Origin of the sequence: Polaribacter sp. Hel1_33_96 (genome assembly GCF_002846595.1) — a bacterium.
Classification (GTDB): Bacteria; Bacteroidota; Bacteroidia; order Flavobacteriales; family Flavobacteriaceae; genus Polaribacter.
In genome coordinates this window covers 1206747-1219666 of the sequence record NZ_PJMV01000001.1, presented here as the reverse complement: position 1 = coordinate 1219666, position 12920 = coordinate 1206747, and the positions used below count along the sequence as shown (strand labels likewise).

At 29.6% G+C, this 12920-nt stretch carries 13 protein-coding genes; 7 read left to right on the top strand and 6 right to left on the bottom strand.

Annotated features, from left to right (window positions below):
* Window positions 1-7 precede the first annotated feature (7 nt).
* Both ATE90_RS05465 and ATE90_RS05460 read left to right on the top strand, forming a co-directional pair.
* Window positions 8-787, top strand: a complete 780-nt coding sequence (locus tag ATE90_RS05465; RefSeq protein WP_036786473.1) for a HipA family kinase — start codon at window positions 8-10, stop codon at window positions 785-787.
* On the top strand, window positions 777-1160 hold the full coding sequence (locus ATE90_RS05460; RefSeq protein ID WP_036786475.1) for a DUF3037 domain-containing protein: 384 nt from the start codon (window positions 777-779) through the stop codon (window positions 1158-1160). The genes ATE90_RS05465 and ATE90_RS05460 overlap by 11 nt, the downstream gene beginning before the upstream one ends.
* An 89-nt stretch (window positions 1161-1249) precedes the next feature.
* Here ATE90_RS05460 and ATE90_RS05455 read toward each other — a convergent pair whose 3' ends face one another.
* The 5 genes from ATE90_RS05455 to ATE90_RS05435 all read right to left on the bottom strand — a co-directional run bounded on the left by ATE90_RS05455 (window position 1250) and on the right by ATE90_RS05435 (window position 5907).
* Entirely contained in the window at window positions 1250-3688 is a 2439-nt protein-coding gene (locus ATE90_RS05455) for a M1 family metallopeptidase (RefSeq protein WP_036786477.1), read from the bottom strand.
* Between the two features lie 150 nt (window positions 3689-3838).
* Window positions 3839-4375: a DUF4252 domain-containing protein gene (locus ATE90_RS05450; RefSeq protein ID WP_036786479.1), complete on the bottom strand. Its 537-nt coding sequence runs from the start codon at window positions 4373-4375 to the stop codon at window positions 3839-3841.
* Between the two features lie 62 nt (window positions 4376-4437).
* Window positions 4438-4947 carry a DUF4252 domain-containing protein gene (locus ATE90_RS05445; protein ID WP_036786481.1) on the bottom strand — a complete coding sequence of 170 codons (510 nt, stop codon included), beginning with the start codon at window positions 4945-4947 and terminating at the stop codon, window positions 4438-4440.
* 41 nt (window positions 4948-4988) lie between these two features.
* On the bottom strand, window positions 4989-5411 hold the full coding sequence (locus ATE90_RS05440) for a hypothetical protein (RefSeq protein ID WP_036786482.1): 423 nt from the start codon (window positions 5409-5411) through the stop codon (window positions 4989-4991).
* Window positions 5398-5907: an RNA polymerase sigma factor gene (locus ATE90_RS05435; RefSeq protein WP_036786484.1), complete on the bottom strand. Its 510-nt coding sequence runs from the start codon at window positions 5905-5907 to the stop codon at window positions 5398-5400. The genes ATE90_RS05440 and ATE90_RS05435 overlap by 14 nt, the downstream gene beginning before the upstream one ends.
* 155 nt (window positions 5908-6062) lie before the next feature.
* Here ATE90_RS05435 and ATE90_RS05430 point away from each other — a divergent pair, with 155 nt between their 5' ends.
* Complete coding sequence (locus tag ATE90_RS05430; RefSeq protein ID WP_036786486.1) at window positions 6063-7532, top strand: S41 family peptidase; 1470 nt, start codon at window positions 6063-6065, stop codon at window positions 7530-7532.
* Window positions 7533-7534: 2 nt separating this feature from the next.
* Window positions 7535-9007, top strand: coding sequence for a S41 family peptidase (locus ATE90_RS05425; RefSeq protein WP_036786487.1), 1473 nt, complete (start codon window positions 7535-7537; stop codon window positions 9005-9007).
* 93 nt (window positions 9008-9100) lie between these two features.
* Here the strand turns inward: ATE90_RS05425 and ATE90_RS05420 are convergent, their stop codons facing one another.
* Window positions 9101-10021, bottom strand: a complete 921-nt coding sequence (locus ATE90_RS05420) for a patatin-like phospholipase family protein (RefSeq protein WP_036786489.1) — start codon at window positions 10019-10021, stop codon at window positions 9101-9103.
* 46 nt (window positions 10022-10067) lie between these two features.
* Here ATE90_RS05420 and ATE90_RS05415 point away from each other — a divergent pair, with 46 nt between their 5' ends.
* From ATE90_RS05415 to pepT, 3 genes are read left to right on the top strand one after another with little or no spacing between them, the layout of a single operon-like run.
* Window positions 10068-11111 carry a WD40/YVTN/BNR-like repeat-containing protein gene (locus ATE90_RS05415; protein ID WP_036786491.1) on the top strand — a complete coding sequence of 348 codons (1044 nt, stop codon included), beginning with the start codon at window positions 10068-10070 and terminating at the stop codon, window positions 11109-11111.
* Window positions 11112-11669, top strand: a complete 558-nt coding sequence (locus ATE90_RS05410) for a hypothetical protein (protein WP_036786493.1) — start codon at window positions 11112-11114, stop codon at window positions 11667-11669.
* Between the two features lie 2 nt (window positions 11670-11671).
* A complete protein-coding gene (gene pepT / locus ATE90_RS05405; RefSeq protein ID WP_036786495.1) occupies window positions 11672-12913 on the top strand; it encodes a peptidase T in 1242 nt (413 codons plus the stop codon).
* The last annotated feature ends 7 nt before the right edge of the window (window positions 12914-12920 follow it).

The following is a 12920-nucleotide window of genomic DNA, read 5'->3' as shown; positions in this document are numbered from 1 at the left end:
AGCAATAATGAATACAATTGAAATTAGAACTGTAAATGTTGTTCAATATATTTCTCCTTTGCGAGAAGGTGGCTCTTTACCTGCTATTGTAAAAGCTGATGATGGTTTTTTATATGTACTAAAATTCAGAGGAGCTGGACAAGGGAAAAAAGCCTTAATAGCAGAATTTATAGGTGGCGAACTTGCAAGAGCTATTAGTTTAAAAGTTCCTGAATTAGTTTTTATGAACTTAGATGATTCTTTTAGTAAAACAGAACCTGATGAGGAAATTCAAGATTTATTAAAATTTAGCGTAGGCTTAAACCTTGGATTGCATTTTTTATCAAGTGCTATTACGTACGATCCTTTGGTATCTAAAGTAGATTCATTAACTGCTTCTAAAGTGGTACTTTTAGACAGTTTAATTAGTAATATAGACAGAACAGCTAAAAATACAAATTTACTCAAATGGAATAACGAATTGTGGATTATTGATCATGGAGCAAGTTTATACTTTCATCATAACTGGCAAACTTGGGAAAATCATCTCAAAAAGACTTTTCCTTTGATAAAAGATCATGTACTCTTAACTAAAGCAACTTTATTATCAGAAGCTTCAGCAAAAATTAAACAAAGGATAAATATTGACACAATCACTGAAATTATATCTAAAATACCTGAAGATTGGTTACTAAGTGAAGGAGATTTTTTAAATTCTGACGAAATGAGAGCTGCCTATATAGCATTTTTAAATGCAAAACTTTTAATGATTGATGTACTAGTAAAAGAGGCTGAAGATGCAAGATAAATACACATTTGAATATGCAATTATTAGAATTGTACCTAAAGTGGAACGCGAAGAATTCTTTAATGTTGGCGTTATCCTTTTTTCAAAAAGAAAAAATTTTTTAGGTATTAAATATGAAATCAATAAAGATAAATTGAAAGCTTTTTCACCTGAAATAGAATTGGATTTATTAAATGGTTATTTAAATGCTTGGAAATTAATTTGCGACGGAAAATCTTCTGGAGGTAAAATTGGTGAACTAGAAATTTCTGATAGATTTAGATGGTTAGCTTCTTGCAGAAGCACAATAATACAAAGCTCTAAAACTCACCCCGGACTTTGCAATGACCCTAAAAAAGAGTTACAAGATATTTTCGAAAAGTATGTACTATAATAAATCTACTTGTTTCTGAAAAAAGTTCTTGTCTCTTTTTTTTTTATTTCAAAAAAACAACCTTAATATTGACTGATTTAACAATAAAACTAGAGTAACTTCGTCATTGCCATTTTAATAATTTCTATGTTTTTTTCTCTATTTAATTTGTTAGCTTTCTTTTGCTCTTGTATCATTGTCCTCATTAAATTAATAACAACTTTATCAAAATTAAAACTTTTATATTGATTTCCTTTTAAAATCATATCATCGACCACATTCTGTATCGCTAGCGTATTATTGCTTTCTGAAATTTGTTTAAATGCTTTCTGGAACAATACTTTAGTCGCATCATCTCCAGATAAAAACATCCCAGAAACCACACTTTTTGCAATAAAAGGGAGTTCAGAATCATCTTTTTCTTCAATGAAAATTCTTGTTAAAGGTGTTGCTAAAATTTTTCTAATTTCATCTGGAAATTCTTTTGATTTTGCGATTGCAATTTGTTTATCAATGTAATACATAGAAACTAAGGCTTTACCCAACACAGAATACGATTTACTCTGTAATCCTTTTTCAAAAATAGATTTTAATTCAGGATCTGTTAATTTACCTAAAGTATTAATTGCCTCTGCTTGAACTAACGTTTTTACATCAGTATTCGCAATCTCCATAATTTTTTTAATGGCATTTTTTTTAGAAAACTTATTAATTAAATCTATCTTTTGTAGAGCTAAAATTCTAATTTCATAAGCTTCATCATCTAAAGCACCGACAACCGCACTAAAAGCAATTTTATCGTCTTGTTTCTTTGCTACCTCCAAAAAAGCCTCTCTTCTATGTCCATAATTATCCGCATTTTTAAGCTGGAAAATATAATCACTTAAAACTTTATTTTCATTGATAACACAAAGTAAAGCTCCATCTGCATTCACCTGAATTAAATTAGGCTGTTTTCTGTATGGAAAGGTAAAAGAAGCATCATTACCATCCACAAAAACATGATGTCTCGTTCTTTTTGACGCTTCAAAAACATCAATTGCAAAAGGGAATTTAAACTTTTCTGTTTGTAACTGAATCACATTTACAGTCACTGTTTTTCTTAAGGTATTATAATCATATGAAATTTCAATATTTGGATGACCACCTCCAAAATACCATTGATTAAAGAACCAGTTCAAATCTTTCCCTGTGAGTTTTTCAAAAATTAACCGCAGCTGATGCACTTCTGCTGTTTGATATTTATAGGTAGTCAAATACTCCTTTAAGCCTAAGAAAAAAGCTTCATCGCCTAAATACGATCGCAACATATGTAAAATTGATCCACCTTTATTATAGCTAACCAAATCGAACATATCTTCTTTATCATTATAATCAAAACGGACTAAATGCTTGTTTTCACTTTGTCCTTTTAAATAAGCTTGCATATTTTTATAAAAATGCATTTCAGAATTTACTTTTCCGTATTTATATTCTCTCCATAAATACTCGCTATAATTCGCAAAAGACTCATTTAATGTTAAATTGCTCCAACTTTCAGAAGTAACTAAATCCCCAAACCAGTGATGAAAAAGTTCATGAGCTATCGTGTTTTCTTGCACATTTTCATCAATTAACTGTCCGGGTTTCTGATATGCTCTTTCGCCATGCATAACAGCAGTGGTATTTTCCATAGCTCCAGAAACATAGTCTCTACCAACAATTTGACTGTATTTATTCCAAGGATATTCAACGCCTAATTTATCGGAAAAGAAACCAATCATTTCTGGTGTTAAACCAAAAATATCTTTTGCAAAAGGCGCATATTCTTTTTCTACATAATAATTTACAGGAATATTTTTATATGAGTCTTGCACAATTTCATATACACCAATTCCCATAAAAAATAAATAAGGAGCATGTTTTTTATCAAACTTCCAATAATCTATTCTATTGTTTCCCTTATTAACTTGACTTACCAATTCGCCGTTAGAAAGCGTTACATATTTATTTGGAACCGTAATATAAATTTCTTGAGATGTTTTTTGATTCGGAGCATCTAAAGTAGGAAACCAACAGCTACTTGCTTCAGTTTCACCCTGTGTCCAGATTTGTGTTGGCTTATTTTTATCAGATCCATCTGCATTTATAAAATAAAGTCCTTTTGCCCCTGTAATTGCTGTACTTCCCTTTTGATATACTTTTTCAGGTTGTGCTGTATATTTTATATAAATAGTAAATTCTTCAGCTCTGTTGAATGTTCTTGGTAAATCAATACTTAATTTTAAATTGTCATAAAAATAGTTTAGCTTTTTATCATCCATGGAAACTTCATGAATTAGCATTGCTTTCGCATCTAGAGTTATTTTGTTCTTACTGTAAAAATGTGGTTTTGCAGTTAACCAAGCTTCACCATTCATAGTTTTATCTTCAAAATTAAAATCTACTTTTAATTTCGTGTGCACTAAATCATGGATTTTTTCTTTTTCTGGTTTGTAGGATGCATTTTGCGCAATACTAACGAAACCAATCAACATAAAAAAAACCACAACTATTTTCTGATATTTCATAAAATATTTTCTATCGCTTCAAAAATAAGAAATATGAAGGAAGAACTTGTTAATGAGCAGTTAAAATGATTAAAAGAAAAAGAAACTTAAAAAAGAAAGTCTATAATTTTTTAAAAAATTATAGACTTTAAAAATATTTGCAATTGGCCTTTATTTTCCTGCAAAAATAGTGCTAAAACTTTCTAGATTATTGGCATCCATATTTACACTATTCATCATTTCTATTATTTTTACAGGATTCATATTCTCGCCTAATAATCTTGCGACTCCCACTCCAGCTTCTTTACTATAACCAAAAACAATAACCTCATTTAAAGAGTCTGTATTTCCTGTATAATAAACTTTCATGTTCATTCCTTTTGCTTTTATACTGCCTAAACTCTTATAATCTTCGCTAGTGAAAATGTTTTTTAATGTTCCTATTTCAACTTCATACGTAGTAGAATTATCATCTGTTTTTCTTAAGAAAGCTACATTAATTTTTTTGATACTTTTCATAGTCTCTTTTATTTCATCAGAAACATCTGCTTTTACAGATAATATAGAGCTTACAGGCAAATCTCCTGTAAAAAAACCATCCCTGCCGCTGGATTCTACTAAATAACTTTGTAGCGATTTTTCATTTTTGCAAGCACTAGCAAATAATACCAAAAAGACTAAAGAAAATATGGTGGTTAATTTTTTCATTATATATGTTTTAATTGATAAAAGTCAGATTTAAAAAACCTGACTTTTAAATATTGATTTTACTATTTGTTTTTCGTAAAAGTATCGGCTAACTCGGACATCTTGTTAATGTCTATATTACCTGTTAAAGAGATAACCATAGCTTCAGACATTTTATTTGTTTTTTTACTGATACCTTTAACAAACATTAAAACTTCGCTAACATAATCTTTGTTTTTACTTGCTTTTACATAAATTTTTACACGAGAGTCATCTTCTTTAATGCGCATTAACTCTGTTAAATTCTGTTTTTTAATGGCAGTATTTACCATGTTACCCATTTTACTTGCTACAGCTATGTTTTCTGTAGAAAACATTTTAAATTCTTTTAAATCTTGAATCATTTGAAAGACTTTCATTCCTTCATTATCATCAATCTTTATATTTTTGAACTTAGAGATTAACTCAAAAGCGTCTTTGGTTACAACAACAACATCTACCCCATCCATATCTTCTAAGGCCTCAAAAAATGATTGCGCATTGGTCACCATTGGAGCAACTACGAATGCTATTAATACTAATATTTTTTTCATGATTTCTTTGTTTACTTGGTTCTATTAATTTTTACTTGGTTTTATTTTAATATTTTATTTACAGTGTTTTCATAAGTATATAAACTCGCGACTGCATTTTCTCCTTTTTTAAGGTTTGAAGATAACAATCTTAATCCTTTACTTATTTGTTCAAACTGTTTTTTTGCCTGGTGCTTTTCATATTCTTGTTTGCTAATAAATACACTAAACAAAAGCATTACTGATGCCGCTACAGATAACCATTTAAAGTTTCTTTTTTTAGATCTCTTAGGTTCTAACTCAATGGTTTTTGTATAAGTTTCATCTTTGGCAGAAGCAAAATAATTAAACATAAACGCATATTCTTGCAAATGAGGTGCAACAAAACCTTCTTTAAAATAGTTTTTTAAGGTTGTTTCTTCTTGCAAAGTAGTTTCTGCATCTAAGTATTTTTCTACTAATTTTTCTATGTTAGCTAACTCCATAGTTGTGTTTTTTAATGAGTTCTTCTCGTATTGTTTTTCTTGCTCTAGATAATGCCACCCGAACTGCTGTTGGTTTCATATCTACCATTACACAGATTTCTTTAAAATCATATTGCTCAACATCTCTTAATTGAATAATAATTTTTTGTTGTTCTGGTAATTTCTCTATCAATTTGTGCACTTGGTTTACACTGTCTTGATATTCCATTTTTTTATCTAAAGATGTTTCTTTCTCTTTATAATTACTGTGAATTAATGTTAAATTACTTGCTTGTTTTGATTTTAATCTGTCATAACAATAATTTTTTGTCATCGTCATTGCAAACGCCTCAACATTTTTGTAATCAGCAATTTTCTCTTTACTTCTCCACAATTTAAAATACAATTCTTGAGTAGCATCTTCAGCTTCCTCCGCAGAAACTAGCAACCTTTTTGCTAATCTAAAGACCTTATCTTTAAATGGTAAAACTACTTTTAAAAAGTCTGATTGGTTCATTATTTATGTTTGCTTTTCTAATATTTTTTCATCTATTATATCAGATTTACCTGATTACGACGAAACAAAATTTATTTTGTTACAAGCAAATTATAAAAAAATACTAAATATGTTTAAATTGCGTTAAATTTATCACAATAACCATAAATACTTAAATGAGGGATTTTTTTAGAATTATTTGCCTTTTAATATTAACATACACCTTTACTAGTTGCTCAAAAGAATACGAAATTCCTCAAAACTTAGTTATTCATGATTTTGTTTGGAAAGGTTTAAATGCATATTATTTGCATCAAGATGAAATTACCGATTTGGCTGATACACGTTTTAATTCTGATAAAAACCTAAATACTTACTTAACTACGTTTACTGATTATAACACGTTGTTTTCAAGTTTATTAATTCCTTCGGATATAAAATCGAATTTAATAGAAGACTATAATATTATTGTTGATCCTGAATTGAGAACTTCGTTTACAACTGGTTTAGAATTTGGTTTAATTAAAGAGCAAGATTCAGATACTGTGGTTGGTTATGTTTTGGATATCCTTCCATTTTCTTACGCATCCACTCAGGCAATTTCTAGAGGCGATTATTTTTCTGCTATTGTAAATATAGATAACGACACACTAAATTTAACAAAGGAAAATTATGAAGATTTATTATTAAATTATAATCAAGACACTTTAAAATTAGTAATGGTAGATTATGATGGAAAAGATGTAGCACTAAAGAGTAAAAAGACTGAATTAGTGAAAAAAAATTATACGCATAACCCTATGAGGTTAGAAAATACTTTCTTATCTGATGGTAATACTATAGGGTACTTAATGTATCATAATGATTTTTCAAAAAATTATATAAATAATTTAAATAATACATTCTTAAATTTTAAAAATAAACAAGTAAGTGAACTAATTTTAGATTTAAGATATAATATTGGCGGTGGTAGTTTTGCGAAAAATATTTCACAAATTTCGAGTATGATTTCAGGTCAATTTATAAATGAAGTTCTCATTAAAGAAAAATGGAATGTAAAAGCACAACCTTGGTTTTTAGCAAATCAACCAGACTCTTTATTGACGAGATTTCCAGAATCGTTAAATACAACAACCAATATTAATAGCTTAAATTTGACAGATGTATATATCATTTTAAATGGTGATAATTTTACGGGGTCATCAGCCATTGAATTGTTAATTAACAGTTTAAAATCACACATAAATGTACACCTTATTGGAAATCAAACTGCCGGTAATAGTACTGGCTCTATTACACTATACAATTCAGATGACTATAATTTTCCTTTAAAAAACAACGCTCACACAGTCGCTTTGCAACCAGTTGTTTTAAGTTTTCTAAATAAAAACGATGAAAGCTATGAAAACGGATTTGCACCAAATTTAGCACTTTGTGCAAATGAAGATGTTTTAAATTTAGGTGTATTAGGCGAAACCTCAGACCCCATTTTGCATAAAGTTATAGAATATGTTTCTACAAGAAATACAGGCACAAATAATATATGTAATCCTAATAATTTTGAGTATTTATTTAATACTATTAGTGCTCAAAGAGAAATTGATCATGGCGTGTTCATACGTCAAGATTTACCAAATACCAATTAAGAATGAAGAGATTTTTTACAATCAGTGTTTTAACTATCATTTTTTTATTTACTTCTTGTGAAAAAACAAAAACTTACGGAGTTGATGTAAATGTAAATGATGAAATTAACTATTTTATTTGGAAAGGTTTGAATACCTTTTATTTATGGCAACAAGATGTACCTGATTTAGCTGATAAGCGGTTTGCAAATTTCGCTGACTTATATCTCTATTTTCGTGGATATTCTTCACCTGAGGATGTGTTTGAAAATTTACGCTACGAGCCAGGAACTATAGATCGTTTTTCTTGGATCGTGAACGATTATGTTGCTTTAGAAAATTCTTTTCAAGGAATTAATCTAAGTAATGGAATGGAATTTGGACTAGTGAAATATAAGAATGAATCTGATAATGTTTTTGGATATGTGCGTTATGTCGTTGCTAATTCTGATGCAGAGTCTAAAGGCGTTTCTAGAGGTAATATTTTTAACTCTATAGATGGTACTCAATTAACATTAACCAATTACCAAAATTTATTATTTAATGATAATAATAGTTATACAGTTGGGTTTGCCGCTTATAATAATGGCTCTCCAAACTCTAATAGTAATGCTGTTTTATTAACAAAAGAAGAAATACAAGAAAATCCTGTTGCCATCACTAAAGTTTTTACTGAAGGAACTAAAAAAATAGGTTACCTGTTATACAATCAATTTGCTAAAAATTATGATAGTCAATTAAATGCTGCCTTCTCTAATTTTAAATCAGAAGGTATTAACGAATTAGTTATTGATTTAAGATATAACGGTGGAGGCTCTGTAAGCACTGCAACCTATTTAGGAAGCATGGTTACTGGCCAGTTTAATGGGGCTTTATACTCTCAAGAAATCTGGAATGATAAAGTTAAAAGTGCTTTACCTGAAGAAAGATTTTTAAATTACTTTACAGATGAAATTAGAAATACCGATTCTCAAGGAAATTTAATTTTACAAGAAACTATTAATAGTTTAGGTTTAGATAATGTTTATTTTATAACAACATATAGCTCTGCCTCTGCCTCAGAATTGGTTATTAATTCTCTAAGCTCTCATATAGACGTGCAATTAGTTGGTAAAACTACGAGAGGAAAACAAGTGGGGTCGATTACCTTGTATGATTCTGACAACTTACAAAAAAGTGGCAGCAACCTCAATTCAAAGCACAAATATGCAATGCAACCTTTGGTTTTAGAAATAAGTAATAAAGACAATAAAAATTATCCTGATGGAATTATCCCAGGAAATACTTTACCAGGGATAGAATTAGGGGAAGATTATAATAATTTAGGAGTTCTTGGAGAACGTTCAGATCCTTTATTAGATAGAACTCTAGTTTATATTACAACAGGGTCTAAAGGAAATCAAAAAACAATTGTTTCTCATGATTTTAATGAAGTTTACAACTCAAAATTAGCAACACCTGCAAAAGATTATATGTTTATCGAATTTAAGAAGTAATTCTACAAATAAAATATAAATTCAGCTAAAAAGCTGGATTTATTATTGGCATAAAACTTAGCTTTCTATACTTACTCTTTCATTCTTAATTTGTTATGATAATACATCAGGCCTGAATTCAGTCATTAATTCCTCTCTTTTAGATTTGGCATATTTAAAACCAGATTTCCACCATTTACGCATCAACTTTTGGTCAAAAACTAAAGAATTTGTTGTTAAAACTGTTGGTGTATAATAAATATTCAATTTTACACCCTTGTGGTTTGCTGCTAATTTTCCAATAGTTATATTATGTTTTTCGACGTGAGCAAGCATAAAATCGAAAACGTCAAACAGCAATGAAAAAGGATTTTTAGAAGGTATTTTGTTAATCTGGGTAACTTCAGTTTCCAAGATAATAGCATCAATTTCTGTTGCACCTCTTAAAATTGCTTCTCTTATTGGCACTAAAGCACCAAACCCCCCATCTGCATATTGACAATGATTTTTTTCCAATAAACTCATGAAAGGCACATAGTTGCAAGAACCCCAAATCCAGTCACAAAAATCTTCATAAGAACAATCATTACTAGATTTATATTCGATTTGATTGGCGGTTAAATTGGAAACTGTTACCACAACCTCTTTATCCGTTTTCTGAATTTCTTCAAACATCTTTCTTGTAACATTTTCTTTTATCAACTTCCGTAAGTTTTTACTTTCGCCAAATGTTTTTCTTCCGTTTAAAAAGTTCCAAAGCGTATTTAAATGGTTAATACTTACTACTTTTTCCCCAGCGACCCTTTTAATATGAAAAGGATTATTACTGAAAATAGTTTTTTGATTTACGTTCGTATAAAGTTCTTTTAATTCATCTAGCATACCCAAAGCTAGATGCGACACCATTAAACTACCCGTAGATGTACCTACAAACAAATCATAATCTCTATTTTCTTTTTTCATTAAATATTGTGCAACTCCTCCTGCAAATGCTCCTTTACTTCCTCCTCCAGAAATTACCAATGCTTTTTTCATAAACTACAAATGATTTGTTTAATTTAGTCGTATAAAAATATCAAAAATGAAAAGAATATCAATATTAATATTCACTTTCCTAATAATCATTTCTTGTTCGAGTGAATACATACCAAGAATTATTGAAAATATTGAAATCCAAGAGTTTAAAATAGACAGTACAAATATCAGAGCAATACAAGGAACCAATTCAGAAACAATTTATTATGTAGGCTCTAAGGGCGATTTTGGTTCTACAGCAGATGGAGGGAAATCTTGGTTAATAAAACACATTACCTATCAAGATTCTATCATTCCAAACTTTAGAAGTTTAGCCAAAAATGGCGATAACCTATTTGCGCTTTCAATTGCGAATCCCGCATTATTGTATAAAATTTCTAAAAATAAAACAGCCTTAGTTTATACTGAAAATCATAAAAAAGCATTCTATGATGCATTACAATTTTTTGATGATGGTAAACACGGAATTGCGGTTGGAGATCCAACAGAAGAATGTGCGTCCATTATTTTAACTTCCGACGGAGGTAACTCTTGGCGCAAAATCTCATGTGCAAATTTGCCAAAATTTGCAGAAGGAGAAGCTTTTTTTGCAGCAAGTAATACGAACATTAAAACAATGGGAAGTACAGTTTGGGTTGCTTCTGGCGGAACAAAAGCACGTGTTTTAAAATCTGAAGATTATGGCGTTACTTGGGACATTTTTGAAACACCAATTATTCAAGGAAATGGACCTCAAGGAATCTATTCAATTGATTTTACTGATGAAAAAAATGGAATTGTAATTGGTGGGGATTATTCTAAACCCGAAGAAAACAAGGGCAATAAAGCAATTACAAAAGATGGTGGAAAAACTTGGACTTTAGTTGCCAATAATCAAAACCCGAATTATAAAAGTTGTGTGCAATATGTGCCTAACACAAATGGAAAAGAAGTTTTCGCTGTTGGTAAAACAGGCATTTCGTTTTCCAATGATTCAGGAAATACTTGGACAGAAGTTTCTAAAGAATCTTATTATACCATTAAATTTGTAGATAAAGATACTGCTTGGTTAAGTGGTTCTCAAAAAATTGGAAAACTGATTTTAAAATAAATGAGAACATCAATTTTAATACTTTTTACTATACTCCTCTATTTTTCTTGCAAGAAACAATCAGAAGTTGATGAAGCTTTTAATTGTAATTCATCAACCTTTAAAAATTTGGAAGAAGTTGAAGGTCTTAAAAACATGTTTTCTGTAAAACTTCCTGAAAATTGGAAAATCAATTTATATCAAGATGAAATACAATCATCAATTTTTGCAGCAGATACAACTAAACAGCTTACAGAAACTGTTTTATTAGATATAACTTATATCAATAATAATGTAAATTTTGATGACGCTTTTATGCTTCAACAAGAACAAGACAACTTAGCAAGAAGCTTGGTGAAAACAAAATCAAAAAAAATTACACTTTTAGAAAAACCATCTATTTATATTATTTATAAAGGAAATAAAGGGCAATTTAATTATCAAACTTGTCATGTTTTCATCAAAATAAATGAACAAAATTTCATCTTTGCAAAAATAGAAGTTTATGGAGATTCTATTGTAAATCAAAGATTTTGCAACGCTTTCTCATTAATCGAAAACCTTAAAATACATCAATAAAAATGATTGATAAACAACATATCATAGATCGCTTCATAAAATACGTAACTATCGATACAGAGTCAGATCCTAATAACCCTGAATTTCCTAGTACAGAAAACCAATGGAATTTAGCAAAAGTTTTAGAAAAAGAACTCAACCAAATTGGTATGCAAGAAGTTGAGTTGGATAAAAATTGTTACATCATGGCAACTTTGCCAAGTAACTTAAATTATAAAGTGCCAACAATCGGTTTCGTAGCACATATAGATACAAGTCCAGATTTTACAGGCGCAAATGTAAAACCCCAAATTATCGAAAATTATAATGGAAAAGACATCACTTTAAACAAAGAAAAGAACATTATTTTATCTCCAGATTATTTCGAGGATTTATTGCAATACAAAGGTCAAACCATAATTACCACTGATGGAACCACTCTTCTCGGAGCAGATGATAAAGGCGGAGTTACAGAAATTGTAACAGCTATGGAATATTTAATTAACCATCCAGAAATTAAACACGGTAAAATTAGAATTTGTTTTACACCTGATGAAGAAGTTGGTAAAGGAGCCCATTTATTTGATGTAGAAAAATTTGGTGCAAAATGGGCATATACCATGGATGGCAGTCAAATAGGAGAATTAGAATATGAAAATTTTAATGCTGCAAGCGCAAAAGTTACCATTACAGGAAAAATTGTACATCCAGGTTATGCAAAGGGAAAAATGATCAATTCAATTTTGATTGCTAATGAATATATTGCTGCAGTTCCAGAAAATGAAGTCCCAGAAAAAACTGCGGGATATGAAGGTTTTTTCCATTTACATGATTTAAATGGAAATGTAGAAAAAACTGTTTTAGAGTATATAGTTAGGGATCATGATTTTTCATTGTTTGAAAAAAGAAAAGAGTTACTTCAAAAAATTGCCTCCGATTTCAACAAACGTTTACACCAAGATTTGGTTAAAGTTGAAATCAAAAATCAATATTTTAATATGAAAGAGAAAATAACCCCAGTTATGCATATTGTTGATATTGTTGAAGAAGTAATGAAGGATATTGATATTACTCCCTTGATAAAACCTATTAGAGGTGGTACAGATGGTTCTCAGCTTTCTTATAAAGGTTTGCCTTGTCCTAATATTTTTGCTGGAGGACATAATTTTCATGGACGATTCGAGTATGTTCCGGCAGAATCTATGATCAAGGCAACCGAAGTAATCATTGGTATAGCTCAAAAAGTTTCTGAAAAATTTAAATAAAACTAAA

Coding starts and splice junctions, on each gene's coding strand:
- ATE90_RS05465 (WP_036786473.1), top strand. CDS start 8: ATGAATACAATTGAAATTAGAACTGTAAATGTTGTTCAATATATTTCT.
- ATE90_RS05460 (WP_036786475.1), top strand. CDS start 777: ATGCAAGATAAATACACATTTGAATATGCAATTATTAGAATTGTACCT.
- ATE90_RS05455 (WP_036786477.1), bottom strand. CDS start 3,688: ATGAAATATCAGAAAATAGTTGTGGTTTTTTTTATGTTGATTGGTTTC.
- ATE90_RS05450 (WP_036786479.1), bottom strand. CDS start 4,375: ATGAAAAAATTAACCACCATATTTTCTTTAGTCTTTTTGGTATTATTT.
- ATE90_RS05445 (WP_036786481.1), bottom strand. CDS start 4,947: ATGAAAAAAATATTAGTATTAATAGCATTCGTAGTTGCTCCAATGGTG.
- ATE90_RS05440 (WP_036786482.1), bottom strand. CDS start 5,411: ATGGAGTTAGCTAACATAGAAAAATTAGTAGAAAAATACTTAGATGCA.
- ATE90_RS05435 (WP_036786484.1), bottom strand. CDS start 5,907: ATGAACCAATCAGACTTTTTAAAAGTAGTTTTACCATTTAAAGATAAG.
- ATE90_RS05430 (WP_036786486.1), top strand. CDS start 6,063: ATGAGGGATTTTTTTAGAATTATTTGCCTTTTAATATTAACATACACC.
- ATE90_RS05425 (WP_036786487.1), top strand. CDS start 7,535: ATGAAGAGATTTTTTACAATCAGTGTTTTAACTATCATTTTTTTATTT.
- ATE90_RS05420 (WP_036786489.1), bottom strand. CDS start 10,021: ATGAAAAAAGCATTGGTAATTTCTGGAGGAGGAAGTAAAGGAGCATTT.
- ATE90_RS05415 (WP_036786491.1), top strand. CDS start 10,068: ATGAAAAGAATATCAATATTAATATTCACTTTCCTAATAATCATTTCT.
- ATE90_RS05410 (WP_036786493.1), top strand. CDS start 11,112: ATGAGAACATCAATTTTAATACTTTTTACTATACTCCTCTATTTTTCT.
- pepT (WP_036786495.1), top strand. CDS start 11,672: ATGATTGATAAACAACATATCATAGATCGCTTCATAAAATACGTAACT.